This is a genomic window from bacterium, from assembly GCA_026708015.1.
Classification (GTDB): domain Bacteria; phylum Actinomycetota; class Acidimicrobiia; order Acidimicrobiales; family Bin134; genus Poriferisocius.
In genome coordinates this window covers 16,405-41,595 of the sequence record JAPOVT010000034.1, presented here as the reverse complement: position 1 = coordinate 41,595, position 25,191 = coordinate 16,405, and the positions used below count along the sequence as shown (strand labels likewise).

25 protein-coding genes and 1 pseudogene are annotated in these 25,191 nt (G+C 64.0%); 14 read left to right on the top strand and 12 right to left on the bottom strand.

The annotated features are described in order from the left end of the window. The first annotated feature begins 55 nt into the window (after nt 1-55). The 9 genes from OXG30_07675 (at nt 56) to OXG30_07635 (ending at nt 8,347) form a co-directional block, all read left to right on the top strand. Nucleotides 56-484, top strand: coding sequence for an NUDIX hydrolase (locus tag OXG30_07675; protein ID MCY4134776.1), 429 nt, complete (start codon nt 56-58; stop codon nt 482-484). A 140-nt stretch (nt 485-624) separates the two neighbouring features. Beyond that, complete coding sequence (locus OXG30_07670) at nt 625-1,596, top strand: substrate-binding domain-containing protein (protein ID MCY4134775.1); 972 nt, start codon at nt 625-627, stop codon at nt 1,594-1,596. Next, nucleotides 1,593-2,522 carry a phosphate ABC transporter permease subunit PstC gene (gene pstC / locus OXG30_07665; GenBank protein ID MCY4134774.1) on the top strand — a complete coding sequence of 310 codons (930 nt, stop codon included), beginning with the start codon at nt 1,593-1,595 and terminating at the stop codon, nt 2,520-2,522. The genes OXG30_07670 and pstC overlap by 4 nt, the downstream gene beginning before the upstream one ends. Next, entirely contained in the window at nt 2,522-3,478 is a 957-nt protein-coding gene (gene pstA / locus OXG30_07660) for a phosphate ABC transporter permease PstA (GenBank protein ID MCY4134773.1), read from the top strand. The genes pstC and pstA overlap by 1 nt, the downstream gene beginning before the upstream one ends. Before the next feature lie 24 nt (nt 3,479-3,502). Then, nucleotides 3,503-4,381 carry a phosphate ABC transporter ATP-binding protein PstB gene (pstB, locus tag OXG30_07655; GenBank protein ID MCY4134772.1) on the top strand — a complete coding sequence of 293 codons (879 nt, stop codon included), beginning with the start codon at nt 3,503-3,505 and terminating at the stop codon, nt 4,379-4,381. A gap of 20 nt (nt 4,382-4,401) precedes the next feature. After that, entirely contained in the window at nt 4,402-5,121 is a 720-nt protein-coding gene (phoU, locus tag OXG30_07650) for a phosphate signaling complex protein PhoU (protein MCY4134771.1), read from the top strand. 46 nt (nt 5,122-5,167) lie between these two features. Continuing rightward, nucleotides 5,168-6,319: an ATP-binding protein gene (locus OXG30_07645; protein MCY4134770.1), complete on the top strand. Its 1,152-nt coding sequence runs from the start codon at nt 5,168-5,170 to the stop codon at nt 6,317-6,319. Further along, nucleotides 6,316-7,041, top strand: coding sequence for a response regulator transcription factor (locus OXG30_07640; GenBank protein ID MCY4134769.1), 726 nt, complete (start codon nt 6,316-6,318; stop codon nt 7,039-7,041). The genes OXG30_07645 and OXG30_07640 overlap by 4 nt, the downstream gene beginning before the upstream one ends. Nucleotides 7,042-7,051: 10 nt before the next feature. Then, on the top strand, nt 7,052-8,347 hold the full coding sequence (locus OXG30_07635; protein ID MCY4134768.1) for a hypothetical protein: 1,296 nt from the start codon (nt 7,052-7,054) through the stop codon (nt 8,345-8,347). On the opposite strand, the gene OXG30_07630 is transcribed toward OXG30_07635, so the two are convergent. Further along, on the bottom strand, nt 8,286-9,464 hold the full coding sequence (locus OXG30_07630; GenBank protein MCY4134767.1) for a zinc-dependent metalloprotease: 1,179 nt from the start codon (nt 9,462-9,464) through the stop codon (nt 8,286-8,288). The two genes, OXG30_07635 and OXG30_07630, sit on opposite strands and share 62 nt — an antisense overlap. A 91-nt stretch (nt 9,465-9,555) precedes the next feature. Here OXG30_07630 and OXG30_07625 point away from each other — a divergent pair, with 91 nt between their 5' ends. Both OXG30_07625 and OXG30_07620 read left to right on the top strand, forming a co-directional pair. Further along, nucleotides 9,556-10,047, top strand: coding sequence for a molybdenum cofactor biosynthesis protein MoaE (locus OXG30_07625; GenBank protein ID MCY4134766.1), 492 nt, complete (start codon nt 9,556-9,558; stop codon nt 10,045-10,047). Nucleotides 10,048-10,050: 3 nt separating this feature from the next. Next, entirely contained in the window at nt 10,051-11,046 is a 996-nt protein-coding gene (locus OXG30_07620; GenBank protein MCY4134765.1) for a rod shape-determining protein, read from the top strand. 26 nt (nt 11,047-11,072) lie between these two features. On the opposite strand, the gene OXG30_07615 is transcribed toward OXG30_07620, so the two are convergent. Beyond that, nucleotides 11,073-11,681: a HEAT repeat domain-containing protein gene (locus OXG30_07615; protein MCY4134764.1), complete on the bottom strand. Its 609-nt coding sequence runs from the start codon at nt 11,679-11,681 to the stop codon at nt 11,073-11,075. After that, nucleotides 11,678-11,965: a hypothetical protein gene (locus OXG30_07610; protein ID MCY4134763.1), complete on the bottom strand. Its 288-nt coding sequence runs from the start codon at nt 11,963-11,965 to the stop codon at nt 11,678-11,680. The genes OXG30_07615 and OXG30_07610 overlap by 4 nt, the downstream gene beginning before the upstream one ends. A gap of 78 nt (nt 11,966-12,043) precedes the next feature. On the opposite strand from OXG30_07610, the gene OXG30_07605 reads away from it, so the two are divergent. Genes OXG30_07605 through OXG30_07595 form a run of 3 tightly spaced genes read left to right on the top strand, consistent with a single transcriptional unit; the run spans nt 12,044 to nt 17,210 of the window. Beyond that, nucleotides 12,044-13,096 carry a PDZ domain-containing protein gene (locus OXG30_07605; GenBank protein MCY4134762.1) on the top strand — a complete coding sequence of 351 codons (1,053 nt, stop codon included), beginning with the start codon at nt 12,044-12,046 and terminating at the stop codon, nt 13,094-13,096. 19 nt (nt 13,097-13,115) lie between these two features. Further along, the gene (locus OXG30_07600; protein ID MCY4134761.1) at nt 13,116-14,189 is read left to right on the top strand and encodes a hypothetical protein; all 1,074 of its coding nucleotides are present in this window, start codon (nt 13,116-13,118) and stop codon (nt 14,187-14,189) included. Between the two features lie 12 nt (nt 14,190-14,201). Continuing rightward, nucleotides 14,202-17,210: a UPF0182 family protein gene (locus OXG30_07595; GenBank protein MCY4134760.1), complete on the top strand. Its 3,009-nt coding sequence runs from the start codon at nt 14,202-14,204 to the stop codon at nt 17,208-17,210. A 14-nt stretch (nt 17,211-17,224) separates the two neighbouring features. On the opposite strand, the gene OXG30_07590 is transcribed toward OXG30_07595, so the two are convergent. The 9 genes and pseudogenes from OXG30_07590 to OXG30_07550 form a co-directional block, all read right to left on the bottom strand. Next, nucleotides 17,225-17,695, bottom strand: a complete 471-nt coding sequence (locus OXG30_07590) for a 2,4'-dihydroxyacetophenone dioxygenase family protein (protein ID MCY4134759.1) — start codon at nt 17,693-17,695, stop codon at nt 17,225-17,227. A 42-nt stretch (nt 17,696-17,737) separates the two neighbouring features. Next, nucleotides 17,738-18,436, bottom strand: a complete 699-nt coding sequence (locus OXG30_07585; protein ID MCY4134758.1) for a hypothetical protein — start codon at nt 18,434-18,436, stop codon at nt 17,738-17,740. 19 nt (nt 18,437-18,455) lie between these two features. Then, the gene (locus tag OXG30_07580) at nt 18,456-19,391 is read right to left on the bottom strand and encodes an ABC transporter ATP-binding protein (GenBank protein MCY4134757.1); all 936 of its coding nucleotides are present in this window, start codon (nt 19,389-19,391) and stop codon (nt 18,456-18,458) included. Continuing rightward, nucleotides 19,388-20,260 (bottom strand): ABC transporter permease subunit, encoded by an 873-nt coding sequence (locus tag OXG30_07575; GenBank protein ID MCY4134756.1) that lies wholly within the window; start codon nt 20,258-20,260, stop codon nt 19,388-19,390. Before OXG30_07575 ends, OXG30_07580 begins: the two co-directional genes overlap by 4 nt. Continuing rightward, nucleotides 20,257-21,162, bottom strand: coding sequence for an ABC transporter ATP-binding protein (locus OXG30_07570; protein MCY4134755.1), 906 nt, complete (start codon nt 21,160-21,162; stop codon nt 20,257-20,259). Before OXG30_07570 ends, OXG30_07575 begins: the two co-directional genes overlap by 4 nt. A gap of 11 nt (nt 21,163-21,173) precedes the next feature. After that, a complete protein-coding gene (locus OXG30_07565) occupies nt 21,174-22,160 on the bottom strand; it encodes an ABC transporter ATP-binding protein (protein ID MCY4134754.1) in 987 nt (328 codons plus the stop codon). Between the two features lie 108 nt (nt 22,161-22,268). Then, a pseudogene (locus OXG30_07560) lies at nt 22,269-23,249 on the bottom strand (ABC transporter ATP-binding protein). After that, the gene (locus OXG30_07555; GenBank protein MCY4134753.1) at nt 23,246-24,154 is read right to left on the bottom strand and encodes an ABC transporter permease; all 909 of its coding nucleotides are present in this window, start codon (nt 24,152-24,154) and stop codon (nt 23,246-23,248) included. Before OXG30_07555 ends, OXG30_07560 begins: the two are co-directional and overlap by 4 nt. Nucleotides 24,155-24,204: 50 nt before the next feature. Beyond that, nucleotides 24,205-25,188, bottom strand: coding sequence for an ABC transporter permease (locus OXG30_07550; protein ID MCY4134752.1), 984 nt, complete (start codon nt 25,186-25,188; stop codon nt 24,205-24,207). Nucleotides 25,189-25,191 lie beyond the last annotated feature (3 nt).

The following is a 25,191-nucleotide window of genomic DNA, read 5'->3' as shown; positions in this document are numbered from 1 at the left end:
TTAGTCCCTGGGGTATCCGCAATTTCGGCGGGTTCACGCCCTACCGTTATATTTCGTGCGTTTCGGATCGGTAGCGGTCATCCTCGGCGGCGGAGGTCTAGTCACCCGCCACAACGACGGGGAGTTAGAAGTTCTGATGGTCCATCGACCCAAGCACCTCGACTGGTCGTTGCCCGCGGGCAAGCTTGATCCGGGTGAGACCTTGGCCGAGTGCGCGCTGCGCGAAGTACACGAGGAAACCGGCTATGTCTGTGAGTTGGGTAGAGAGCTGGGCATGGTTGACTACACCAATCGCCGGGGCCGGACCCGCCAGGTGCACTACTGGGAAATGGACGCGATTTCCGGAAGCTTCACTCCCAATCCCGAGGTGGACGCCATCGACTGGGTGCCGGTAGTGGAGTCGTTGAACTACTTCACCAACGAGCGCGACCTCAAGATGGTGAGCGCGTTCTTGGCCTTGGTGGGTGACAGCGTTTTGGCCTGATCGCGGCCTCTCCAAAGATTCCTTGCCTGTTCACCTTCCGTTCAGACAGGCGCGACTAGCCGGCAATCCCACTGGCCTACCGTCTTGGCCACTAAGTGGTGGGTTTCAAGGGAGAATGGTTGCGGCGTCTGAGATTCGTCATGCCAATCATTGGAATTGTGGCGGTGTTAGCTCTGGTAGCCGGGGCGTGCAGTCGCGGCAGTGGCCAAGGTGTCGGCAGCGGCATCACCGGACGGGTGACGATCTCGGGTTCTTCGACGGTGGAGCCGATTTCGGTGCGGGTGGCGGAGTTGTTCGAAGATGTGGAGTCCGGAGTGGCAGTGACGGTCGACGGCCCGGGCACCGGAGACGGATTCAAGCTGTTCTGCGCCGGGGAGACCGATATTTCCGATGCTTCTCGTCCGATCAAGGACAAGGAAATCGCCGAGTGCGCGGAAGCGGGAATCGAATTTGTCGAGTTGCGGGTGGCCATTGACGGCATCGCGGTCATGACCAACGAGAACAACCCTGTGGGTTGTGTGAGCTTTGCCGACATCTATGCGCTGGTGGGCCCCGAGTCCACCGGATTCAAGAGATGGACGGATGCGCAGGCTCTGGCCTCGGAGTTGGGATCGTCCTCCACGCTGCCCGATGGATCGCTGGACGTCTACGGCCCGGGCGAGGAGTCGGGCACATTCGACAGCTTCGTTGAGATCGTGCTGGAGCACATTGCCGACGAGCGAGGCCAGGACGCCACCACTCGGCCCGACTACAACGCCAATGCCGATGACAACGTGATCATTCAAGGGCTGCAATCCAGCGACAGCAGTCTCGGCTGGGTCGGGTATGCCTTTACCGCCAACGTTCAAGGCGTGAAGTTGCTAGACGTAGACGGTGGCGATGGTTGCAAGGCCGCAAGCCCTGGTGCAATCGCCACCGGGGAATATCCGGTGGCCCGGTCGCTCTACATCTACGTGAACAAGGCCAAGGCTGAAGCCAGTCCAGCGGTGACCTCCTTTGTGGACTTCTACTTGAGCGATGGGGGCTTGGGCACCGCGGTCAGCGACGTCAAGTACGTGAACCTCACTGAAGAAGACAGGATGGCATCTCGAGCTGAATGGTCAGCCCGATGACAGACACCGGGAGGCTCACCGTCGAATCCCTGAGGGCCAACCCTCGGCAGGCCCGCAAGGAGCAGGTGATTCGCTATTCGCTTGGAGCCACCGCGCTGGTGTCCATATTGATATCTGTGCTCATCATCTGGTCGCTGTTCTCTGAGGCTTGGACGTTCATGGTCGAAGTGAACTGGGGCTCGGTTTGGGACATCGGCTGGTTCCCCCGCCGGGGCATCTACGACATCAAAACCCTGCTGGTGGCCAGTTTTATCATCACCGGCATCGCCATGATCGTGGCCACTCCACTGGGATTGGGCGCGGCCATTTACCTGTCGGAATATGCCCGGCCGGGTATTCGCCGCACGCTCAAGCCCATCTTGGAGATTTTGGCCGGGATCCCCAGCGTGGTTCTCGGTTTCTTCGCCTTGGAGTGGATTGCCCCCAACGTGGTCAAGACCCTCTTCAACGGGCCGGCGGCTGGCTCGCTGCTCGCCTCGGGCATCGGAGTAGGGATCCTCATCATTCCACTGGTGGCGTCCATCTCCGAAGACGCCATGAATGCGGTGCCGATGTCGTTGCGGGAGGCATCATCTGGTTTGGGGGCTCGCAAGATGACCACCACCGTCCGGGTGGTGATCCCGGCCGCGATCTCCGGGCTGGTGGCCTCGTTCATCTTGGCCGTATCCCGAGCCTTGGGTGAGACCATGGTGGTATTTCTGGCCGGGGGTGCATCCCAGACCGCCACCTACACCGACAGCGCTCTAGACGGAAGCCTCCCCATGACGGCGGCCATGGCCTCACTGGCCCGGGGCACCGACAACGTGGTGGGCGAAGGTCTCACCTTCCAGAGCCTCTTCTTTGTGGGCCTCGTGTTATTTGTGATGACCTTCGGGTTGAACATCGTGGCCAACCGGTTCGTCCAGCGGGTGCGGGAGCAGTACTGATGGCGGTCGGCAAGCTGGTTGGCCCTCGCACCAGCAAAATGATGGTGCAGGCCATGGAGCGTCGGGCATGGGACATCAGAGGCCGGGTGTTCCAGGCCACCTTGTTGCTTACCTTGGCGATCTCGCTCTTCATTCTCGGCGTGCTGATTGTGGACGTCGTAGTGGATGCCTGGGGCGTGCTCACTGGCCGCCCCGGCGGGTTCTTGAACGGGACCATGCGGTCGGTCTCGCACGACCACAAGCTGGGGGTTCACCAGGCTTTGGTGGGCACATTCTGGATCGCGGTGTTTGTGGCCGTGCTGGCCTTCCCATTCGGCATTGGCGCGGCCATCTGGTTGGAGGAGTACGCCCCCAAAAGTCGGTTCACCCGGTTCATCGAGTTGAACATACGCAATCTCGCTGGGGTTCCTTCGATCGTGTACGGCTTGCTCGGCTTGTTCTTGTTCGTGAAGAGCATGGGCGATCTCACCGGCGGCAAGTCCATCGCGTCGGCAGGCATCACCCTGGCCATCTTGGTGCTGCCCATCGTGATCATCACCGCTCAGGAGGCCATCCGGGCGGTCCCGCAAGGACTCAAAGAGGGGGCCTACGGTGTGGGCGCCACCAAGTGGACCATGATCCGCAGCCAGGTGCTGCCCTACGCAGCACCGGGCATATTGACCGGGACGCTGCTGTCCATGTCCCGGGGTATCGGCGAAGCCGCCCCGATTCTCCTTGTCGGCGCGGTCACCGGTCGCCTGGGCACAGATCCGGCATTCCTGGACTTCAGCGCTATCAACGCCGAGCACTTCATGGCCATGCCCGTGATCATCGTGGAGTGGGTGCAGAACTCGGGCCGCGATCCGGGCTTCGCCGAAGCCGCCGCCGCTGCCATCGTGGTGCTGCTGGTATTCGTTATCCTGATGAATGCGGCGGCCATCTTGATGCGGAACCACTTCGAAAAGAAGAGAGGGTGATTCGTGACAGCAGTCTCTGGAAGTATGGCCACTGAAATGGCAGAGCAGGAAGCCTCTCCCCGTCTCGGTTTGGACCTGGACCGAATTGGGCAAGCCGCTGCTCTCGACACCGCCGGTGCCCCGGTTTTCGAGGTAGAAGACCTCAACGTGTTTTACGGTGACTTTCTTGCCGTTCAGGGAGCCACCTTCACGGTGTACGAGCACGAGATCACCGCCATGATCGGCCCTTCGGGCTGTGGCAAGACCACGGTGCTGCGCTGCTTCAACCGGATGAATGATCTCATCCCCATCGCCCGCGTCGAGGGCCGGGTGGACTTCCGCAACGTGTCCATTTACGACTCCCGGGTTGATCCGGTGGAGGTCCGCCGTCGCATTGGCATGGTGTTCCAAAAGCCCAACCCGTTCCCCAAGTCGATCTACGACAACATCGCTTTCGGCCCCCGGGTCACCGGGATGGCCAAAAAGAAGGGCGATTTGGATGAGATCGTGGAGCGGTCGCTGGGTCGGGCTGCTCTGTGGGACGAGGTGAAGGACCGGCTGAAGGACTCTGCTCTGGGGCTGTCCGGCGGACAGCAGCAGCGCCTGTGCATTGCCCGGGCCATCGCCGTCGATCCCGATGTGCTGCTGATGGACGAGCCGTGCTCAGCTCTCGACCCCATCGCCACCACCCGCATCGAGGACCTGATGCAGGAGATCAAGGACGACTACACCATCGTGATCGTCACCCACAACATGCAGCAGGCCGCCCGGATCAGCAATCGCACGGCGTTCTTCACTGCTCAACTCGATTCCACCACCGACCAGCGGTGCGGGTTGCTGGTGGAATACGACCGCACCGAGACCATCTTCTCGAATCCCTCCGACGAGCGGACCGAGAACTACGTCACCGGGCGGTTCGGCTGAGCTCTGGTCCGGAGCCCGAGGTGGGAGAGCTGCGCAAGTCCTTCCACGAGGAACTGGACGAGATCCAGGCGGGCATCGTACGCATGGCCGCGCTGGTCACCGAGGCCGTTCCCCGGGCCACCGAGTCGCTGCTGGAATCCAACTTGGAGCTGGCCCAGCAGCTCATCACCTCAGATGACGAGCTCGACTATCTGTCGGTACACCTCGAAGAGCGATGCCATCAGGTGCTGGCCCTTCAGTCGCCCATGGCCGGCGACCTGCGGGCCCTCAGCACCGCTCTTCGGCTGAACGCCGAGTTGGAGCGGTCGGGCGATTTGGCGGTCAACATTGCCAAGGCCACCCGGCGCATTTACGGCACCCACTACGACGCCACCCTTCGGGGCTTGCTGGTGAGGATGAGTGAGGAGGCGTGCCGGCTGGTGCGACTGGCCATCGACTCCTATGTCGACCGCAACGCTGGGTTGGCCGCGGCCCTCGACGACATCGACGACCAACTAGACGGCCTGAACCGCGACTGCGTTCAGGCCGTGTTCCAAGCCCACAACGACGGCACCATCGATCTTCAAGCCGCCGTTCAGCTCTGTCTGATCAGCCGGTACTACGAGCGCATCGGCGACCATGCGGTCAACATCGGGGAGCGGGTGGTGTACATGGTCACGGGATGGCTTCCCGAGCACACCGGGTCGGCCCGATTGAAGGACCGACAGCACTACCAACCCGAAGATACCGAAGAGGAGTGATCATGGCGTTGCTGATCGCCTCTAGCCCGCGGCAAGGGGTGTTCGGATGATCGTCGCCCTCGTTGTGGTGGCCGCCGCGGTGGGCTTGGTCGTAGTCGGGGCGGTGGCGTGGCGTGAGCACCGGCACTTTGTCGACGCCGAGGAGAGCAGACGCCGCGACGACGAAATACACCGTCGCCAAGAGGACGAGGTTGCGGAAAGCGAGACCCGACTGCGTCTGTCATTGGATGCCATCACCCAAGGGGTGGTGATGGCCGATGCCGACGGCACCGTGTTGTATCGCAATCCCTACTCCCAGCCGTTCACTGAAGCTCGCCACGGGGAGGCACTCGTGGAGGCTGCGGTGTCCGAGCTGCTGGCCGAAGCGGCCCAAGGCCGGGCGGTTGAGCGAGAAGTCGAGCTGTTCGGCCCGCCTCGCCAATGCCTTTTCGTCAGTGCCATGCCGTTGCGGTTCGAGGGCAAGGACTACGGATCGGTGGCCCTCATCGACGACATCACCGAGCCCCAGCGGCTGGATGCCATGCGCCGGGATTTTGTGGCCAACATCAGCCACGAGCTCAGAACCCCGATGGGCGCACTCAGCTTGCTGGCCGAAACGCTGGCTGGAGAGACCGATCTCGAGGTGGCCTCCCGGTTGGCGGTGAGGGTACAGGCGGAGGCCATCCGGCTGTCCGACATCATGGACGACTTGCTGGAGCTCAGCCGGATCGAGAGCAACAAGGCCTCGGAGCGGGCACCGGTTGCCATCCAGCATGTGATCAGCGACGCCCTCTCCCGGGCCAAGCCCACCGCAGAAGAGAAGGACGTTCCCATCGAAACTGCTCTCCCCGCGCTGGATTTGGTGGTCCGGGCAGACCGCCGCCAACTCACCTCTGCGGTGTTCAACCTGTTGGACAACGCGGTCAAATACTCCGAGGCCACTCGCCCGGTCAGGGTCACAACCCGGTTGGAAGGCAATTGGGTTGAGGTGGAGGTGCGCGACCAGGGATACGGCATTCCGCTGCGCCACCAAGAGCGGATCTTCGAGCGCTTTTATCAGGTGGACCGCTCCCGAGGGCAGACCGATGGCGGCGTTGGGCTGGGCCTGGCCATCGTGCGCCATGTGGCCACCAACCATGGGGGCGAGGTCCGGGTGGAGTCCACGGAGGGGGAGGGCTCTTCGTTCACGCTGTCAGTGCCCATCGGAGCACAAGCATGAGCGGGTCGGCCAGGGTCCTCATCGTCGAAGACGAGGAGTCCTTTGTCGAGGCGCTGACCGTGGGCCTGACCCGCGAGGGATTCACCGTGAATGTCGCCCGCGACGGCAAAGAGGCCCTCGATCTGTTCAACTCCTACTCCCCTGACATCGTGTTGCTCGACGTGATGCTGCCTTTGGTGTCCGGGGTTGATGTCTGCCGCCAGATCCGGGCCCGCTCCCAGGTGCCCATCATCATGGTCACGGCCAAGGGCGAGGAGATCGACGCGGTGGTGGGTTTGGAGGTGGGGGCCGACGACTACGTGACAAAGCCCTATCGACTGCGCGAGCTGATTTCCCGAATGCGGTCGCTGCTACGGCGAGCCCGATGGAGGGCGGAGAGCAACACATTTCGGGGAGGGGTCATCGAAGTGGGCGATGTGGCGGTCGACCCCGAGCGCCATGAGGTATTCGTGCGGGGGCAGCCGATCGAGCTGCCGCTGAAGGAATTCGACCTGTTGGAGCTGCTGTTGACCAACGCGGGGCGGGTGTTGACCCGGGATGCGCTGATCGACCAGGTATGGGGCAGCGACTATGTGGGCGACACCAAGACGCTGGACGTCCACGTCAAGCGGCTTCGGTCCAAGATTGAGAACGACCCCTCCAACCCCTGCCGTATTGTGACCATCCGCGGTCTGGGCTACAAGTACGCCACCGGCCTCCCGGCAGAGTCCGCGCCGCCATAGTCTCTCTAGTGTGATCAATACCCCGTTCTTGCGGCTGGTACGGGTTCATGCCCTCGGGGCCGCGGGCGATGCCATGGTCACCGTCGCCTTGGCCGGGTCGCTCTTCTTTTCAATCGACCCCAGCGCGGCCCGGTTCCGGGTGACCCTCTATCTGCTATTGACGATGGCCCCGTTTGCGGTGGTCGGGCCGCTGATAGGGCCGGCCCTGGACCGCTTCCGGGGCGGGCGCCGTCCCATGATCTTCGCCATCAACGCGGGTCGGGCATTCTTCGCATTCCTGATGATCTCCAATATGGACTCGCTGCTGCTGTTCCCCCTGTCCTTCGCCATGTTGATCCTCCAGAAGAGCTATGGGGTGGCCAAAGCCTCCATGGTGCCCCTCATACTGCGGAATGAAGAGCAATTCGTCGGAGGCAATGCCCGATTGGCGCTGGTGGGCAGTGTTTGCGGGTTCATCGGAGCGGCTCCGGCGTTGTTGGCCAACTGGCTGGGAGGGCCTTCGTGGGCGGTGGGGATGGCCATGGTGGTTTACATCCTGTGCGCCCTGTCCTGCCTATCGCTTCCCCCCGGCCGAGTGGCGCCCAAATCTTCTGGTGACGACGAGTCGAGCAAGCTCCGCACCGTGGGCATCCGCAAGGCCGCGTCGGCCACCGGCACTCTGCGGGGCATCGTCGGGTTCACGACCTTTTTGGCCGCGTTCGCCCTGCGAGGCGGAGCCGACGACGTGAACCTCTCCGGGATGGGCAAGGCATTCGGAGCCGGCATCCGCCACGCCCTGCAAGGCGATGTGGCTTCTGACGCCAGCCCCGCGTGGAAGCTGGGGCTGGTGGCCGCCGCCTTAGTCTGCGGGTTCTTGGTCGGCTCGCTTCTGGCCCCCAAACTGCGGGACCGGATTCGCGAGGAGGTGATCATCGCCAGCGCGCTGTTGGCCCTGTTCCTGGTCGGCCTGGTGGCCGCGTGGGGCGGGGGCTACGGATCAACCCTGCTGCTTGCCCTCGGAGTGGGCGTCACCGCCAGTGCCGGCAAGCTCTCCTTCGACTCCATAGTGCAGCGCGACGCCGAGGGCGCCGACCACGGCCGCTCGTTCGCCATATTTGAGACCCGCTTCCAGATCTTCTGGGTGGTGGGCGCGCTCATCCCCGTGGTCATCCCCATTTCTGCCCGCATCGGCTTCATCCTCATTGCGGTTGCCGCCGCGGCCGCCGCGGTGTTCTTCTGGCTGCGGCCCGCGCCGAGCGGTCCGTCTAATCAGGCAGGTCGATCCGGGCCAGCCACAGGCCCGGAGCATCAACCTCAGCGGGCGTAGGCAGTTCTCTCTCCGATTGCCACAGCCGAGCCAGACCATCGGTTCCCGCCCGCTCCAACACGCCGCTGGCGAAGGCCGATCCGCGGTCGTACTGGTCTTGGGTGAGTTCGAGACCGAACATCCTCTCAATGAAGCGATCGGCCTGGTCGGCCGTCACCCGCCGCCGTCTCAGCGCTTCGCTCAGGCGTTGGTAGGAGCCGATGAGCCCGCGTCCGATGCTGTCCATGGTCCAGTCGACATAGCCGGCGATCACTGTGACCAACGCCGTGATCTGCGGCAGCAGAATCCGCTGGGCCGGTGATTGGATAGCCCCCAGGATGATCTCGGGATCGCCCAGCACCGACTGGATGTCGCCCATGGACTCGGGATTGGCGAAGTCCAGTTCGCTCAGCCGGCTCTCCAGCGCCGCCGGATCGGCCTCGAAGCCGCGGACGTAGTCGGCCAGCAGCTCATCGAGGCGCCGGCTCACATGGGGGATCGAGAGCACTGCATGGTGGGTCAGCTCGCTCAGACACACCCAAAGCCGCAGGTCGGAGGCATCCAGGCTCCACTCGTCGGCCAAGGCGTCCATGTTGGCCGGTACCACCATCAGCGTCGAGCCGCCCCGGGGAATGGGTAGGTCGTACTGGCCCATGCTCCGACGGGCGAGGTTGCCCACCATGCTGCCCGCGGTCATGCTGAGCATGACCGGGCCGATCATCTTCATGATCTGGCCGAACATGGCCTGGGCGGGGTCGAAAGAGGCCTCTTCCGCACCCACCCGGCCCGACACGTCTCCGATGGGCTCCAGCAGATGCTGATAGGCCTCCAGCGTGGCAGTGGCCCATTGTGTGCGGTTCACCGGCACGATCGTGGCCGCCTGGCCGTCGCGGGTGGTGGACAAGCCGGTGGCGTTGGCCACCTGGAGCTCCGCCACCCGCCCCAACTCCTCTAGCGCGATGCGGTCGGACGGGTCGACATTGGGCTCAGACTGTCCTTCGGTGGCCACTGCCACCGCGAACTGGCGCGCCGTCTCCCAAGTGGAGGAGGCCTGCTGGGAGAAGAGCTTGCCCAGGTCACCGAAAATCGGCATTCCCTTGAAGGGGTTGAACTCCTCAGGTGAGTCGGGATCGCTCACGCTGTGAGGTTACCGCCATTTCCTGAATTTCCGATTGGTTGACCGTTGATCGGAGTGATTCGATGGGAGCGTCGCGGTTTACACTCAGTCTGTGAACCCGCCTGAAGCCGCTGAGACGTGGGTTGGACTGAGCGATGCCCCGCTGCCGTTGGACCAGGTATATGCATGGGTGGGGCGACCCGACTGCGGTGGCATCGTGGTGTTCAGCGGGACGGCCCGCGACCACTCCGAGGGCCGGCCGGGGGTGACCGTGCTGGAATACGAAGCCTACGAAGAGCAGGTGGTCCCCCGCTTGGAGGCGCTGGTCGACGAAGCCCGGGTCCGGTGGCCGGATATCGGTCGGGTGGCGCTCCTGCATCGCGTGGGCCGGGTGGAGATCGGCGATTCGGCGGTGGTGGCCGCGGTCTCCGCCCCCCACCGCGAAGAGGCGTTTGCCGCCGCCCGATTCTGTATCGACGCTCTGAAGGCCACAATCCCCATTTGGAAGAAGGAGGCTTGGCAAGGAGGCGAGAGCTGGGGCTTGGAGGCTCAGCACATCTCAGACGCCGAGACCCTCCTTCCTTCGGGCGAGTCGGTCAGCTGATCCATGGCTCGAGACCTGGCTATCGATCTGGGCACGGCCAACACTCTGGTGTATGCCCGTGGCCAGGGGATCATCCTGAATGAGCCCTCGGTCATCGCGTTGAACCGCAGGTCCAACGAAGTGCTGGCCATGGGGCGCGAAGCGTGGCAGATGATCGGTCGGACGCCCGCCCACATCGTTGCCGTGCGCCCGCTGCGCAAAGGGGCCATCACCGATTTCGAGGTGACCCAGCGCATGATCCGCCTGTTGCTGATGGACGCAGGCGTCAATCGGTTCAGCCGGCCCAAGGTGGTGATCTGCGTGCCCTCGGCGATCACCGCGGTGGAGCGCCGGGCGGTGGTCGAGGCCGCCCGACGAGCAGGAGCGGCCGAGACCCGGCTCATCGAGCAGCCCTTGGCCGCGGCCATCGGGGCGTCGCTGCCCATCCACGAGCCCATCGGCAACATGGTGGTGGACATCGGAGGAGGGACCAGCGAGACGGCGCTGATCTCCATGGGCGGGGTGATCTCCCTCAAGGCCATTCGAGTGGGCTCATTCGATATCGACGCCGCCATCCAGTCCTACGTGCGCCGGGAATTCGGCATCGCCATCGGAGAGCGCACCGCCGAAGAGGTGAAGATCACCATAGGTTCGGCGGCCTACGTACCCGGCGAGTGCAGTGCCGAGGTTCGAGGCCGCAATCTCATGAACGGCCTGCCGGAGACCGTCGTCTTGTCGCCCTTCGAGGTGCGCACCGCGATTGCTGAGGTAGTGACCGCCGTGGTGGACGCCGTGGTGGACTGCTTGGTGGAAGCACCGCCTGAGCTGTCTCAAGACGTGATCACCCGCGGTATTCACTTGGTGGGCGGCGGTTCGCTCTTGCGGGGCTTGGCCGACCGGCTGTCTCAGGCCGCCGAGGTCCCGGTCAGCCTGGTCGACGCTCCACTGGAGTCGGTGGTAATGGGAGCAGGCCGCTGCCTGGAGTCCTTCGAGGATGTCCAGGCGATGTTCATGGAGTGATTTGGGTTCATGGAGTGATTTGGGGCCTAGTCGGGGTTGGCTAGCAACTCGGCGGCGTCTCTTGTCTGCCAATCCCGATCCTGGGAGGCCCGATGGAGGGCCGCTTCCACATTGGGACCGTCAAAGGGAGCTAGGGCCAGCACCGCCCGGCGGCGCACGGCCACCCGGTCGGTGGTGGCCGCCAGTATGGCGTCGAGTCCCTCTGGGTGGCCGATGGCCCCGAGCGCAGCGACGGCTGCCTCCCGCACCAAGGGGTTTGAGTGGCCGGTGGCCAACTCCCCCAACCGGGCCACGGTGTCGAGATCTACCGAGCCTCGCTCTCCGCAAGCCCAGGCGGCAGTCTCCATCACTTCGTCGCACGGATCGTCCAAGAGGAGAGCGGGCGTCACCGTCGGGCGCCCAACAGTCAATGCGGCGGCTCGCAGCCGCACCTTCGGAGACGGGTCGTCCAGCGCGTCCTGCAACTCGGCGTCGGTCAGCGCTCCCATCCGGTCCAAGGCGCCGAGAGCCGATGCCCGCACACTGGGGTCTTCGCTGTTTGTAGCGGCCCTCGCCGTGTTCACATCGCCAACGTGACCGGCGATGACCGCATCGCGTCGGCGCAGTTCTTGGGGGTTTTCTTTGGGTTCGGTCACACCAGCGTTTCCAACGCGATCGTGAAGCCGATGAAGAAGAGCCCCACCACCATGGTCAGGCCTGCTCCCATCAAAAAGACCACAAACAACAGGCCGACACCGGCCCGCAACCGCTGCCACCATCGAAACCGGGCCCCTTCTCCATAGTCGGCCCGATAGGAGGCCAACACATCCCGCTCGGCCCGGGCCTCGCGCCATGCCAACCACTTGCGCTGCCACCCGCTCTTCAGCGTTGCCCAAGTATCGTCGGAGAGGGAAACCCGAATGCGCGACCAGTTGACCACAGAGTCCTCCAGGATAGTTCCACCCACCGAAGATCGAGTGCCGCTGTGACCCGCGACTCCGCATCTTCTACTGAGCCAGTGCCAGTACCGGTGCCGCGTGCTGAGGCGTCGTCGTGGTGGCGGCGCAACGTGGCCTGGCTGGTGCCGGTGGGCGTGGTTCTCTTACTGATGTTGATCACCTCGTTGGTGTTCACATTCTGGCGAACCGATCAAGTGGCAGTGCGCCCCGGATCGGTGGAAGAAGTGCCGTCGCGAGTGACGGTGTCGGGCACCGACATCTACCCGCCCAACAGCGAGATTTCCCTGGTCACCGTGCTGGTCAGCCAGCGACTGACCATCTGGCAGCGGATCGGGGCTGAATTCGAGTCAGGGGTTGACATAGAGCCCGAGCGAACCTTTATTGGCGACGGCACCCGCAGTGAGCTTCGCCGGCTCAACGAGATGAGGATGGAGACCTCCCAGCACACAGCCGTCGTGGTGGCGCTGGAGCACTTGGGTTACGAGATCCCCCGCCACGCCTCGGGGGTCATCGTGTCTGAGACCCTGGCAGGGGCGCCCGCCGCGGAAGTCTTGGAACGAGGCGACGTGATCGTGGGCATCGACGGCGTTCCGGTAGGCGATTTGAGGGACTTGGCCGAAATATTGGCCCTTCGCGAAGCAGGGCAGATGGTGGAGTTGGACGTGGAGCGGGCCGACGACGGCACAGTGAAGTCGGTGATGCTAGAACTCATCGAGTCTTCCGACGAGCCCGGCCGAGCGCTTATCGGCGTGGGGGCGCGAGAGCGAACCGACTTGGGTGAGCTACCGGTGGAGATAGAGGTCGACAGCGGAACGATCGGCGGGCCGTCGGCCGGGTTGGCCCTTACCATCGGCATCATCGACCTCCTGACTCCCGGAGAGCTCACCGGCGGACAGCAGGTGGCGGCCACCGGCACGATCTCATTTGACGGCTCGGTGGGTGCCATCGGCGAGGTGGACCAGAAGGCCATCGCGGCGGACAGGGCCGGTGTCGACCTGTTCTTGGTCCCTGTTCCCAACCTGGGCGACGCCCTCGACCACGTCAGCGGCGACATGCGGGTTGTGGGTGTGGGGACCCTCCAAGAGGCGTTGGACGCATTGGCTGAGGTCTGAGAACACTACGATTTCGGCAATGGCCGAGCACTCTTCTGCTGAGACTCCCTTTGAGCGGATTAACCCTGATCAGGTGTCCGGCCACAGCTTTGCCGTCACCCGCAAGGGTTTCGACAAGGGGCAGGTGCAGGCCTACTTGGTGTCAGTGGGCAACCAGATCAAAGCCGGCCAGCAGCAGATACGAGACCTTCGAGAGCAGGTTACCCAGGCAGAGGATGAGCCCGAGGGGGAATCCGAGTTCAGCTCAGATGGCGTCAAGCTGCTCGACAGCGATGTGGAGGCATCTCGGCGGCAGACCCAGACCGAGGCCGGAGAGATGGCCACCCGGGCTCGTCGGCTGGCTGAACAGCTCCAGATCACGGTGGCGGAGCTGCGATCTCAGCAAGAACTCTCGGGGGCCGAAGAGCTCGCCGAACTGTTGGAGCAGGCGTACGAGCTGGCCCAAGCGGTGGCCGGGATGCTTCAGGAAGCCCGAGATCAGGCAGAGGCCGAAGTCGAGCACGGCCGGGATCAAGGAAGGGAGATCGTGGAGCAGGCCAAGGCTCTCCGGCTCACTGTGCTGCGGGACATGGCCCGCCGCCGCCAAGCGGCCCGAGCCCAAGTCGAGCGGCTTCGCGCCGGGCGCGACAAGCTCATTTCGATTTTGAGCGAGGCCCGCTCCTCCATCGACCAGTCCATTGATTCGGCCAAGCTGTCGTTGGCCGAGGCCAAAGTCTTGGCCGATGCTGCCGCCCGCCGAGTAGAGGACGAGACCCAGCCCACCGACTTGGCCCTGCTCTCAGAGCTGGACGACGCCGAGAAGGTGGGAATGATCCCCGAACCCGACTCGACTTCCGACACACCGGCCCAACCGGTGCCCGCCGCGGAGCGGGAGGTGAATGAAGATCTCGGAGTCCAAGAAGGCGTGACTCTGCTGTCCCCCACCGACCGCGATCCGGTCGAGGCTGCGGCCGAGCACCCCGCGGTAGTCGGCGCAGACGAAAGCCATGACGTTGACATCATTTTCGCCCGACTTCGTTCCCAGAGTGGCCAGCCTCAAGAAGATCGCGAAACCGCGCCGGACGCTGCCGAAGCTCCAGTCGGCAAGGACTAACCTCCACTCGATATGCGAAATCCCGGAGATGTGTTCAGGCCGCGCCCGCCATCTCGGCCGCGCTTCTCGCGGCGGTCCAAGATCATCGCCGCGCTCATCCTGGTGGTATTGCTGGCCGCCATCTTGTCGTTGCGGGGCACGGCCCGCATGTGGACCGACTACCTGTGGTTCGACTCTCTCGGTCACGGGGATGTCTGGACCGAGATCTTGGTCTACAAGATCGTCTTGTCGGTCATCTTCATCGCCGCCTTCTTCCTCCTCATGTACTCCAACCTGGCAATTGCCGACCGGTTGGCGCCCCAAACCCGCCCGCCGGGTCCTGAAGAGGAGCTGATACGCCACTATCACGACGCGGTTGGCCATCGCCGGCGGCTGGTAAGCGTGGTGATTGCCATCTTGTTCGCCCTTATCGTGGGCGGCAGCACCGGGGGAGAGTGGCAGAAGGCCATGCTGTTCTTCAACAGCGTGGATTTCGGTGTCGATGATCCTCAGTTCGACCGTGACATCGGCTTCTACGTTTTCCAACTGCCGTTCATCCAGTTCCTAATCAGCTGGTTCTTCCGGGCCCTCATCATCGTGGCCGTCATCACCGCCATTGCCCATTACGTGAACGGCGGCATCCGGGTGCAGACCACCGGGCAGCGGGTGACTCCTCAGGTGAAGGTCCACCTGTCGGTTCTGCTGGCTTTGATCGCCCTGGTTCGGGCCGTGGGCTACTACTACGACCGGTTCGGCCTCAACTTCTCCTCTCGGGGACCGGTGGACGGCGCCACCTTCACCGACGTCAACGCCCAGTTGCCCGCCATCAACCTGCTGCTGCTGATCTCGGTGCTGTCCGCCGTCTTGCTGGTTATCAACATATGGCAGCGGGGCTGGGTGCTGCCGGTGACCGCGGTGGGCTTGTGGATGGTGGTGGCCATCGTCATGGGCGCGATATATCCCGCCATCATCCAGCGATTCCAGGTTGAGCCGGAGGAGTCCAAGAAAGAGGCGCAATACATCTCTCGCAACATTAAGGCCACCCGCCACGCCTTGGGATTCGACAAAGTTCCCGGTGACGAGAACACCAAGGACAACGTCGACACCCGCGAGTTTCGTTTCGACACCACGATCACCCCCGAGGAGCTGGCGGCCAGTCCCAGTGTGCGCAATATTCGGCTTCTGGATCCCGATGTGGTGCCCAACGCCTTCCAAGTGGAGCAATCCGAGCGCACGTTTTATTCCTTCAACGGCGAAGTCGATGTGGACCGCTATGTGATCGACGACCAGATAACCGAGGTGGTGATCGGCGCCCGCCAGCTCAACGTGGCCGACATCCCCCAGCAGTCTTGGGAGGGTCGTCACGTCCAGTACACCCATGGGTACGGCGTGGCGGTGGCGCCGGTGAACTCGGTTACCACCCAGGGTTCTCCCGATTTTGTGGTTGGCAACGTCCCGGTGGAGCCCAGCGCCGAGCTCACCCGGCCCCAGCTCTACATAGGCGAGAACCTCACCGGCTACGCCATCGTCGGGGCCTCGATTTCCGAGGTGGACTACACCCAGGACAACGAGACCGTTACCTTCGAATACGACGGTGAGGACGGTGTGGGCATCGGGAGCTTCTTCCGCCAAGCGGCATTCGCCCTGCGCTTCGGCGACATCAACCCGCTGATCTCCGGTTTCGTTCAGGACGATTCCCGGATCATCTTCAATAGGGATCTGCGTCTCCGAGTGCAGAACCTGGCCCCGTTCTTGGAGTTGGACGCCGATCCCTATCCGGTGGTCTCAGACGGGCGGGTGTTCTACATCGTGGACGCCTACACCACCAGCGACCGGTATCCCTACGGCCAGCGACCGGACGTGAGCGACCTGTCGGCGGATAGCGGGCTGCGCAAGCGGTTCAACTATGTACGCAACTCCGTCAAGGTGGTGGTGGACGCCTTCGACGGCACCACCACCTTCTACGTGATCGACCCTGACGATCCCATAATCCAGGCTTGGAGGAAGATCTTCCCCGGGCTGTTCCAAGACTTCGACCAGATGCCCGCCGACCTTCAGGACCACCTGCGCTACCCCGAGGACCTGTTCCGGGTGCAGACCTCAATGTGGGCCCGCTATTTCATCGACGAAGACGAGCCAGAGACCTTCTACGCCAACTCGGTGACGTGGGCAGTAGCCCAGGATCCGGGCACCCGGATCACCGCCCGGACGTTCTTGGACGAGGTGACCGAGGCCATCGCCGCCGAGGAGACGGCCACGGCCACGGCCACCCGTCAGCTTGAGCGGAGAATCCGGCCGTTCTACCAACTCCTCCAGCTTCCCGAAGAGGACGACGTGGACTTCGTGATCTTCCGGACCTTTGTCCCCATATCAGGAGCGGGTGACGAGGAAGATGAGCGCAAGGAATTGACCGCGTTCATGGTTGCCAAGAGCGACTTCGATGCCAATGAGGACGAAAACGAGTACGGCCAATTGGTGGTGTACACCGTGCCGGGCACCAGCATTCCCGGCCCCAGCATCGTGGACGCCAAGATCCAGGCCGACACTGAGATTGCCGATGCCTTTACCCAGCTGAACCAGCAGGGCTCCACCGTGCTCCAGGGGAATCTACTGATGATTCCGGTGGGCGACTCGCTGCTGTTCGTGCGCCCCGTGTATGTGCAGGCCACCGGGGCGACCGAGTTGCCCCAGGTGAAGCAGGTGATCGCCGGTATTGGAAACGACGACGATTTCGTGCTCCGCATCCGCCCGACCTTGGATGAGGCATTGGCCGCTCTCTCTGATCCCGACGGGTTCTCGGTGCTCCCCACTCAGCCGGCGACTCCAGAACAGGGCGACGCTCAGCCCGCACCCACCGCCGCGCCGTCGCCTTCAGAAGCAGAGCCCACCGACGCTGAGCCCATCGACGCAGACAGCCGTCGAGCCCTGACCGAGCTCATCTCCGAGTTGCGGACAACCCAAGACTCCATTGACGAGGACCGCCGCCGCCTCGACGGTCTCATCGAGGAGTTGGAGTCTTTGCTGAACTCCTCCGGCGGCTGAGCACCAAGAAGCGGCTACTCCACCAGGATGTTGTTGGGCCGGGGGGTGCCCTGGGCTTCGAGCATGAAGTAATAGCCCATCAGCACGGTTTGGCCGTCGGTGATGCTCTCGATGTTGCCGTCGGCGTCCATGTTCAGGTTGGCGCCCCAAATGGCGAAGAAAACCTCGGTGGTCTCGGTGTTGTCGTCGGGGGTGTACAGGGTGTGGATCGAGCCGGCTGGCTCATAGAGGAACGACCCGGCCCGGTTCAGGAAATCGCTCTCTTTGTAGCCCCAGGCCCCGGCGCTGGTGTAGGCGAACACCTGACCGGTGTGCTTGTGGGTCTGCACCGAGTAGCCCGGCGGGAACTGGTTCTTGATCACCCACAGCCCCTCGCTCTCTTTGATTTGGAGCACCTTGAGCCCGATGCCGTCTTCGCCGTAGGCCCAGGGGAGATCGTCTTCGCCGATGTGCTGGGCGGTGGGGGCAACCATCATGTCGAGCATGGAGGAATCTTACGCCCCTGCCTTGCTACCCGCCCTAGCCCCTTAGTCGATCTCGGTACGGGTGAGGCGCCACGAGGTGTAGATCATCCCGGCTAGGCCGACGGCCAGTGGAACGATATACGACGCCAGCGTGGAGCGGTCGGCCAGCCGCATGCTCACGTCAGTGGCGTCGGAGAGGATGCTCATGGGGTAGCTGCGCACCGACAAACGGGCGAACCAGTCACCCAATCGGGACAGAAGCAGCTCCCAGATGGCGATATAGCCCAAGCCGACCAGCAGCGACCGTTTGAATCGAAGCCCGAGAGCCAAGAAAAGCCCGGAGTAGGCGAACACCGCCAGTGCGGTCGCCACCGCGGTGGCGACCAGGAGATCGCTGACGCCGGTAATGGCCGCGGCCACGGTCATCACCGCCACCACAATGAGACCAACCACGCTGATCACCGCCGCGAAAGCTGCGGTGGCGACGGTGTGGCGGGGAACCGGCCGCAGCCACACGTACACCAGGGTGCGGTCTTCCACCAGATTTCCCAGCGCGGCCGAGCCCAGTGCCAAGGCGATGAACGGGGCGAAGATGTTGGTGCCGAACGTGCCCATGCTCCTGGTGGCGACTTCCACCGGGTCGTCGGCTGCTCGGGCCACGAATGCAAGAAGGATGGCCACGCCGCTCAGCCCGGCCAATGCCAGCAGCCGGCCAGTGCTGATTTGGCTGCGAATCACGACCCGGTAGATGTGGGTGTTCACTGGTTCTCCCAATGCGTTGTCACTGGCCCACCAGGTATCGGAAGACGCTTTCCAAGTCGTCATCGAGCGGGCGCAGCTCCAGCAGCGAGGCATCTTGATCGCGGGCTGCTGGGGCTACTGCTCGGCGGAAGGCGGCCGGATCGGTTGTGTCCACCACCACGGCCTCGGTCCCTTCCAATCGGCACCCAGAAATAACGCCGCGGTCTAACAGAGCAATGGCCAGCGCTCGGGGCTGATCGGTGCGGATGCTGATGCGCAGCGGCCGGTCGTCCATCAGGTTGCGGATCTCGCGGAAGTCGCCCTCGGCGGCCAGGCGCCCCTGGGCGATCACCAGCACCCGAGAGCCAAACCGCTCCACCTCATCGAGAACGTGGCTGGACACGATCACGCATTTGCCTTCCGACCCCAGCCGGTGGAATAGCTGGATCATTTCCCGCCTCTGTCGGGGATCGAGGCCGGTGAGGGGCTCGTCGAGGGCGATCACCAGAGGATCGTGGACAATGGCCTGGGCCAACTTGATGCGCTGGCGCATGCCCTTGGAATAGGTGGACAGCTTTCGGGGATCGTCGGGATCGAGCTCCACCGTCTGGATAGCTCTGCGGGCCGCCTCTACCGGGTTGTCAACGTGGTGCAATTGGGCGGCCAGTTCCACAAACTCTCGACCGCTCAGGTAGTCGAGCAGCGATTCCTGCTGGGGGGCCATGCCGATACGGCCCAGAACGGCGACATCGGCGCGGGGGTTCAGACCCAGCACGGTCACTGAACCGTTGGAGGGCTTGGCCAAGCCGCACATCATCCGCAGCATGGTGGACTTGCCCGCACCGTTGGGGCCCAGCAGGGCGGTAACCCCGGCGCCGATGGAGAAGCTCACGTCGGAAACCGCCACCAAGTCGCCGAACCACTTGGACACGCTGGTGGCCTGCACCATGGGTGGAGGCGCGGCCAGTTGGCTCATCCGTTAACCTCGATCCGCTGATAGCGCCAGCGGGCGAAGACACTGAAGGCAACGATGAGCCCGATGAGGGTCAGGTATATCGCCCAAGTATCCACTTGATTGAGAGGTGGCCCCTCGGGGTCGACTTGTCCAAAAATGCGGAAGACGGCCTCGAAGGGCAGGCCGATCAAGTTGAATAGCGCATAGGAGTCGCCCAGTTCAGCGCCCTGGGCAAGCCCGTCGCCTACTGCCGAGCTGGCCAGCAGACCGACAAAGATGCCCACGCTGGCCAGAGCACGCCGGCTGGTGAGGCTGGACATCGCCAGCGACAGTGCAGTCCAGAAAACGGCCACAGCAGTGCCCGACGCCAAGATTCGGCCAAGTTCTATCAGCCATCCGGTCACCCCGTTTGGCCCTGCGTCAGCCAGCGTGTAGGCGATCAGCATCAGCAGCGGGGGCCCCAGGGTCATCGTGCCCAAGACAGCCGCGACGGCCGCGAACTTGGCCGCCAGATAGGTGTCCCGATTCAGCGGCGACGCCAAGTACAGCCCCAGCATGCCGCTCCGTCGATCGGTGCATACCGCCTCTGGGGCGACGAATGCCGTGAACAGAAAGAGAGCACCAGTGATGAACCCGTAGTAGTCGGCGGTGGAATCAAGCCCCAGTTCTTCGCCTCGAGGGAGGAAGGCGGCGATACCGATGAACACGATGGCGGGTATGAACGCGATCAGCAGAGTGAGTGCAGGGAGAACCTTCTGCCAATTGGACCGCTTCAGGCCCAGCACCCGCTGCACGGTGTGGTAGCTCAAGTTCATCATGGCCCGCCGAGTGCCGTGGCGTAGCCCGCCGTAGGCCAGATATCCCCGATCGTGGATGCGGGCCTCGGTCATTGGGAGGCCTCGATGAACACGTCTTCGAGCGTGGTACGGCGGGGCTCCAGCCGACGCAGCCCCAGGTCCAGATCGGCTACCAGATCCCGAATCAGATCGGCCGCGGAGTCGACACCGGTCACCGTGAGGATGTGGCCGTCGACGGCTGCCTCTGCGCCCCGAGCAGTCAACGCCGCCGCCAGAGGTTGGGGATCGGAGTCCAGCTCCACTTTGATTCCGGCGGTAACCGACCCCATCTCTTGGAGACTGCCGCTGTGGCCCACCACACCATTGGTCAAGATCACCACCGAGTCGCACACCCGCTCCACTTCCTCCAACAGGTGCGAAGACAACAGGATGTCGATACCGAATTCGCTGCCCACTCGGCGGATGAGGGCCAGCATGTCATCGCGCTGCACCGGGTCGAGGCCGTCGGTGGGCTCGTCGAGCAGCAGCAGGTCGGGATCGTGGGCCAGAGCCTGGGCCATTTTCACCCGCTGGCGCTGGCCGGTGGACATGGTGCCGACGGGGCGGAACCGCTCCTCGCCCAGCCCCACCTGCCACAGGGCGTCGCTGGCCCGCTCGGTGGCCGCCCGTCGGGGCAGGCCGTGGAGTTGGGCAACGTGGCGCACCAGGTCGGCGGCCTGCACGTCGCCGGGCAAGTCGTGGTGCTCGGGGGCGTAGCCCAGCCGGGCTCGCAGTTCAGGCCCGCTCTGGTCGGGGTCGACTCCCAGCACATTGAGCGTGCCGCCTTGGCGAGGGCGCAGCCCCAGCACCAGCCCCATGAACGTGCTCTTGCCGGCGCCGTTGGGCCCCAGAAGCCCGGTGATGCCCCGCCCAATCTCGCAGTCCAGCCCTTGGAGAACGTGATTCGATCCGTAGCTCTTCTGCACTCCTCGAGCGGAGATCACGATGTCGGACACTGGGCGAAACCCTATCGGTGCTCTGACCCTGTTAGGTCGTCGGGGGTGGGGAAGTGGCAGGCCACCGGGTGTCCTACCCCCAAGTCCAACAACTCCGGGTCGTATTCGGCGCAAATCGACTGGGCTTTCCAGCACCGGGTGCGGAATCGGCAGCCCGATGGAGGGTCTGCCGGATTGGGCGCATCGCCCTCGAGCACTATTCGCCGCCGCTGGCGCTCTCGGGGCGGATTGGGGACGGGTACCGCCGACAGCAGTGCCTGGGTGTAGGGGTGGGCGGGAAGCTCGTAGACCTCCTGCGCGGTGCCGATTTCCACGATCCGTCCCAGGTACATGACCGCAACCCGATCAGAAATGTGGTGGACCACCGACAAGTCATGGGCCACAAACAGGAAGGTGAGGTCCAGCTTCTCCTGAAGGTCTTCCAGCAGATTCAGAACCCCGGCCTGCACGCTCACATCCAGGGCCGATACCGGCTCGTCCAGAATCAACAGATCGGGCGAGAGAGCCAGGGCCCGAGCGATGCCTATGCGCTGGCGCTGCCCCCCAGAGAATTCGTGGGGGTAGCGATTGCCGTGTTCGGGGTTCAGGCCCACCAGTTCCAATAGTTCTGCTACCCGATCGCGGATGTCGTTGTCCGTGCGATGGACCCGGAGGGGTTCGGAGATGATCGACGAGACCGTCATCCGGGGGTCCAGTGAAGCCATTGGATCTTGGAAGACGATCTGCATGGCCCGGCGACGGTTCCGCATCTGCCGCCGGTCCAGCGATGCCAAATCCGCTCCGTCGAAAATCACCGATCCCGATGTGGGCTCAGTGAGCCGGAGGATGCAGCGGGCCACGGTGGACTTTCCCGAGCCGGACTCGCCGACCAGCCCCAATGTCTCCCCCTTGTCGATGTGCAGCGACACTCCGTTGACGGCCTGGACCGTGCCCACCACCTTTCGTCGGGGGCCCTTGGCTCGAATGGGAAAGTCCTTGAACAGTTCCCTCACCAGCAAGAGGGCGGTGTCAGACGGCGTGTATTGGGGATGCCGGGGGAATGTTCGGCCGAGCGGCTCAAGCTGAATCTCCACCGCAGTCGCAGGCTCGGCCCGCGCTTGGAATTCATCGGTGCGGATGCAGGCCGAGGACTGTCCGTGCTCACCTACCGCCTTCAGATCGGGCACCTCTTGGGTGCAGGTATCGGTAGACCAGTCGCAGCGGGGTGCGAAGGCGCAGCCCGGCGGTGGGGCCAGCATCGATGGCGTGGTGCCGTCAATGGGGGTGAGCCGCCGGTTCACCGCCGAGTCCAGTCGGGGAATCGAGGCCAACAGCCCGGCGGTGTAGGGGTGGGTTGGCCGGGCGAACACCGGGTCTACCGGGCCGGTCTCGGCCAGCCGCCCGGCGTACATAACCGCCAGTCGGTGGGCGGTTCTGGCCACTATGCCGAGGTCATGGGTGATGATGACCAAAGCTGAGCCCGTGGCCTGGCGGGCCCGCTCCAGCACTTCCAGCACCTGGGCCTGGATGGTGACGTCGAGGGCGGTAGTGGGCTCATCCGCGATCAGCAGATCGGGGTCGTTAGCGATGGCCATGGCGATCATGGCCCGCTGGCGCATCCCTCCCGACAGCTCGTGGGGATAGGAGTCCACCCGCTGGGGAGCATTGGGGATGCCCACCAGATCGAGCAGCTCGACTGCTTTCGACCGGGCGATGGCCGCCTTGGTCCGCTGGTGGATGCGAACCCCTTCGGCGATCTGGGCTCCGACGGTCATAACCGGGTTCAGCGAGGTCATCGGATCTTGAAACACCATGGAGATGGCCGAACCCCGAAGTCGCTCGAGTTCCTTGTCGGTCATGGCCAGCACGTCGCGGCCTCGATAGAAAACCGATCCGCTCACCTGTGCGTTGGGTGGCAGCAGCCCCAATGCCGCCATCACGCTCACCGACTTGCCCGAGCCCGACTCGCCACCAATGGCCAGCACTTCGTTCTCATAGACGTCCCAGCTCACCCCCCGCACCGCTTGCACGTTTCCGTCGGGAGTGGGGAATGTCACCTCCAGGTTCCGCACCGACAGCACCGGGGCCTCTGCTCTGGTCTCGGTCATCGCCTCTGCTCCCGGCGGGGGTCGAGCGCGTCGCGCAGGCCGTCGCCCACGAAGTTCACGCACAGCACCAGCAGCACCAGCACCGCCCCCGGCAGATAGAACAGCCACCACCGGGTGCGGGCGGCGTCGCGGCCCTCGTCCACCAGCGATCCCAGCGAAACCTCGGGGGGCTGGATGCCGAAGCCCAAGAAGGCCAGCGCTGTCTCCAACAGGATGGCAGTGGCCACCGTGAGGGTGGCGTACACGATGATCGAGCTCATGGCGTTGGGGATGAGGTGGCGGAAGATGATGCGGGTATTCGACGCGCCCAGGGCCTCGGCCGCTTCGATGTACTCCTTCTCCCGAATGGAGAACACCTCGCCCCGCACCACCCGGGCTAGCGGCGCCCACAGGAAAAGGCCGATCACCACGGCCACGAACATGAGGGAGCTGCCCCCGCTGGCCCGAGTGCGGGTGCCCAACACCATGAGCACCGGAAGCAGGGGAAGGATGAGCAGAAAGTCCACCAATAGCCCCAGAGCGCTGTCCACCCGGCCCCGGAACCACCCTTGCACTGCACCCAGAACCGACCCCAGCACGGTGGCGATTCCCGCCACCACCAAGCTGACGTGGACCGATATTCGCAAACCCCGCATCGACTGGGCGAACATGTCGTGGCCGATGGTGTCGGTGCCGAACCAGTGGTCGGCCGACGGCCCTTGCGATAAATCGGGCGACAGGTCTTTGTAGCCCCAGCCGGTGAGCGGCTCGGCCAAGTAGCTGAACAGATAGGCCACCATCAGCACGACGGCCGCGGCCACGGCCAGCCGGTGGGCGAGAAAGCGGCGAAGCACCAGCCGCCATTGAGAGCGGGCCTCCGTCTCGACTGGGGCGTCGGCGAACACGTTGGCGGGAATGTCAGCCATCTCGCACCCGCGGATCCAGGAAGCCGTAGGTGCTCCGATTCGGGACGGATTCAGCCATCTCGCACCCTCGGATCCAGAAGGCCATAAGTCAGATCGGTCAGCAGGTTCACGATGATTACCGAGATGCCCACTGCCAACAGCCACCCCTGGGTCACGGCTACATCGCCGTTGAGCAGGGAGTCGAGGAACAGGCGGCCCATGCCCTTCCAGTTGAACACCACCTCGGTGACCACGGTGCCGCCGATGAGGGTGCCGAAGGTGAGCCCGGTGTAGCTCACTACGGGCAGCAGGGCGTTGCGCAGGGCATGGTGGGTGATGACTCGCCGCCGGGGGACCCCTTTGGCTCGGGCGGTTCGGATGTAGTCGCTCTCCAGCACATCGAGCATGGCCGAGCGCTGGAACCGGCTGGTGGCGGCCAGTTGGATGGCGATGAGGGTGAGCGCGGGGAGGATGATGTGCCCGGCCCGGTCGGCCCACGTGCCCCAGAAATCGGCATCGAGCCGGGGCGATTGCTCGCCGATGGTGAAGAAGATCCGCCGGCCCCACCAGTCGTTGAACCGGATGCCCAAGTCTTTGAGCAACGCTCCGAGCCAGAAAACGGGCATGGCGAAGAAGAGGAAGGCGAAGAAGGTGGAGATGTTGTCGAACTTCCCGTACTGGCGCATCGCGCTCACCACCCCTACCGCCACGCCCAGGATCACCGATATGACGGTGGCGGCGATGACCAATCGCAAGGTGACCGGTATGGCCTCGCCCAGCAAGGTGGTGACCGGTCGGCCGTTGTCGGTGGAGGTGCCCATGTCGCCGGTGGCCAGATCGCCGAGCCAGCGGCCGTAGCGCTCGATGAGGGGCTTGTCGAGGCCCAGGCTCGCTTCCAGCCGATCGATCTGCTCGGCTCCTCCAGGCTGCGACAACAAGAAGACCCGTTGCTCGGCGATGGGGTCGACCGTGGCGACCAGCAGGAAGGCCACCAGGGTGGCGAAGAATAGGACGACGACCGAGATCAGCAGCTTGCGTGTCGCGTATCCGAGCACTTA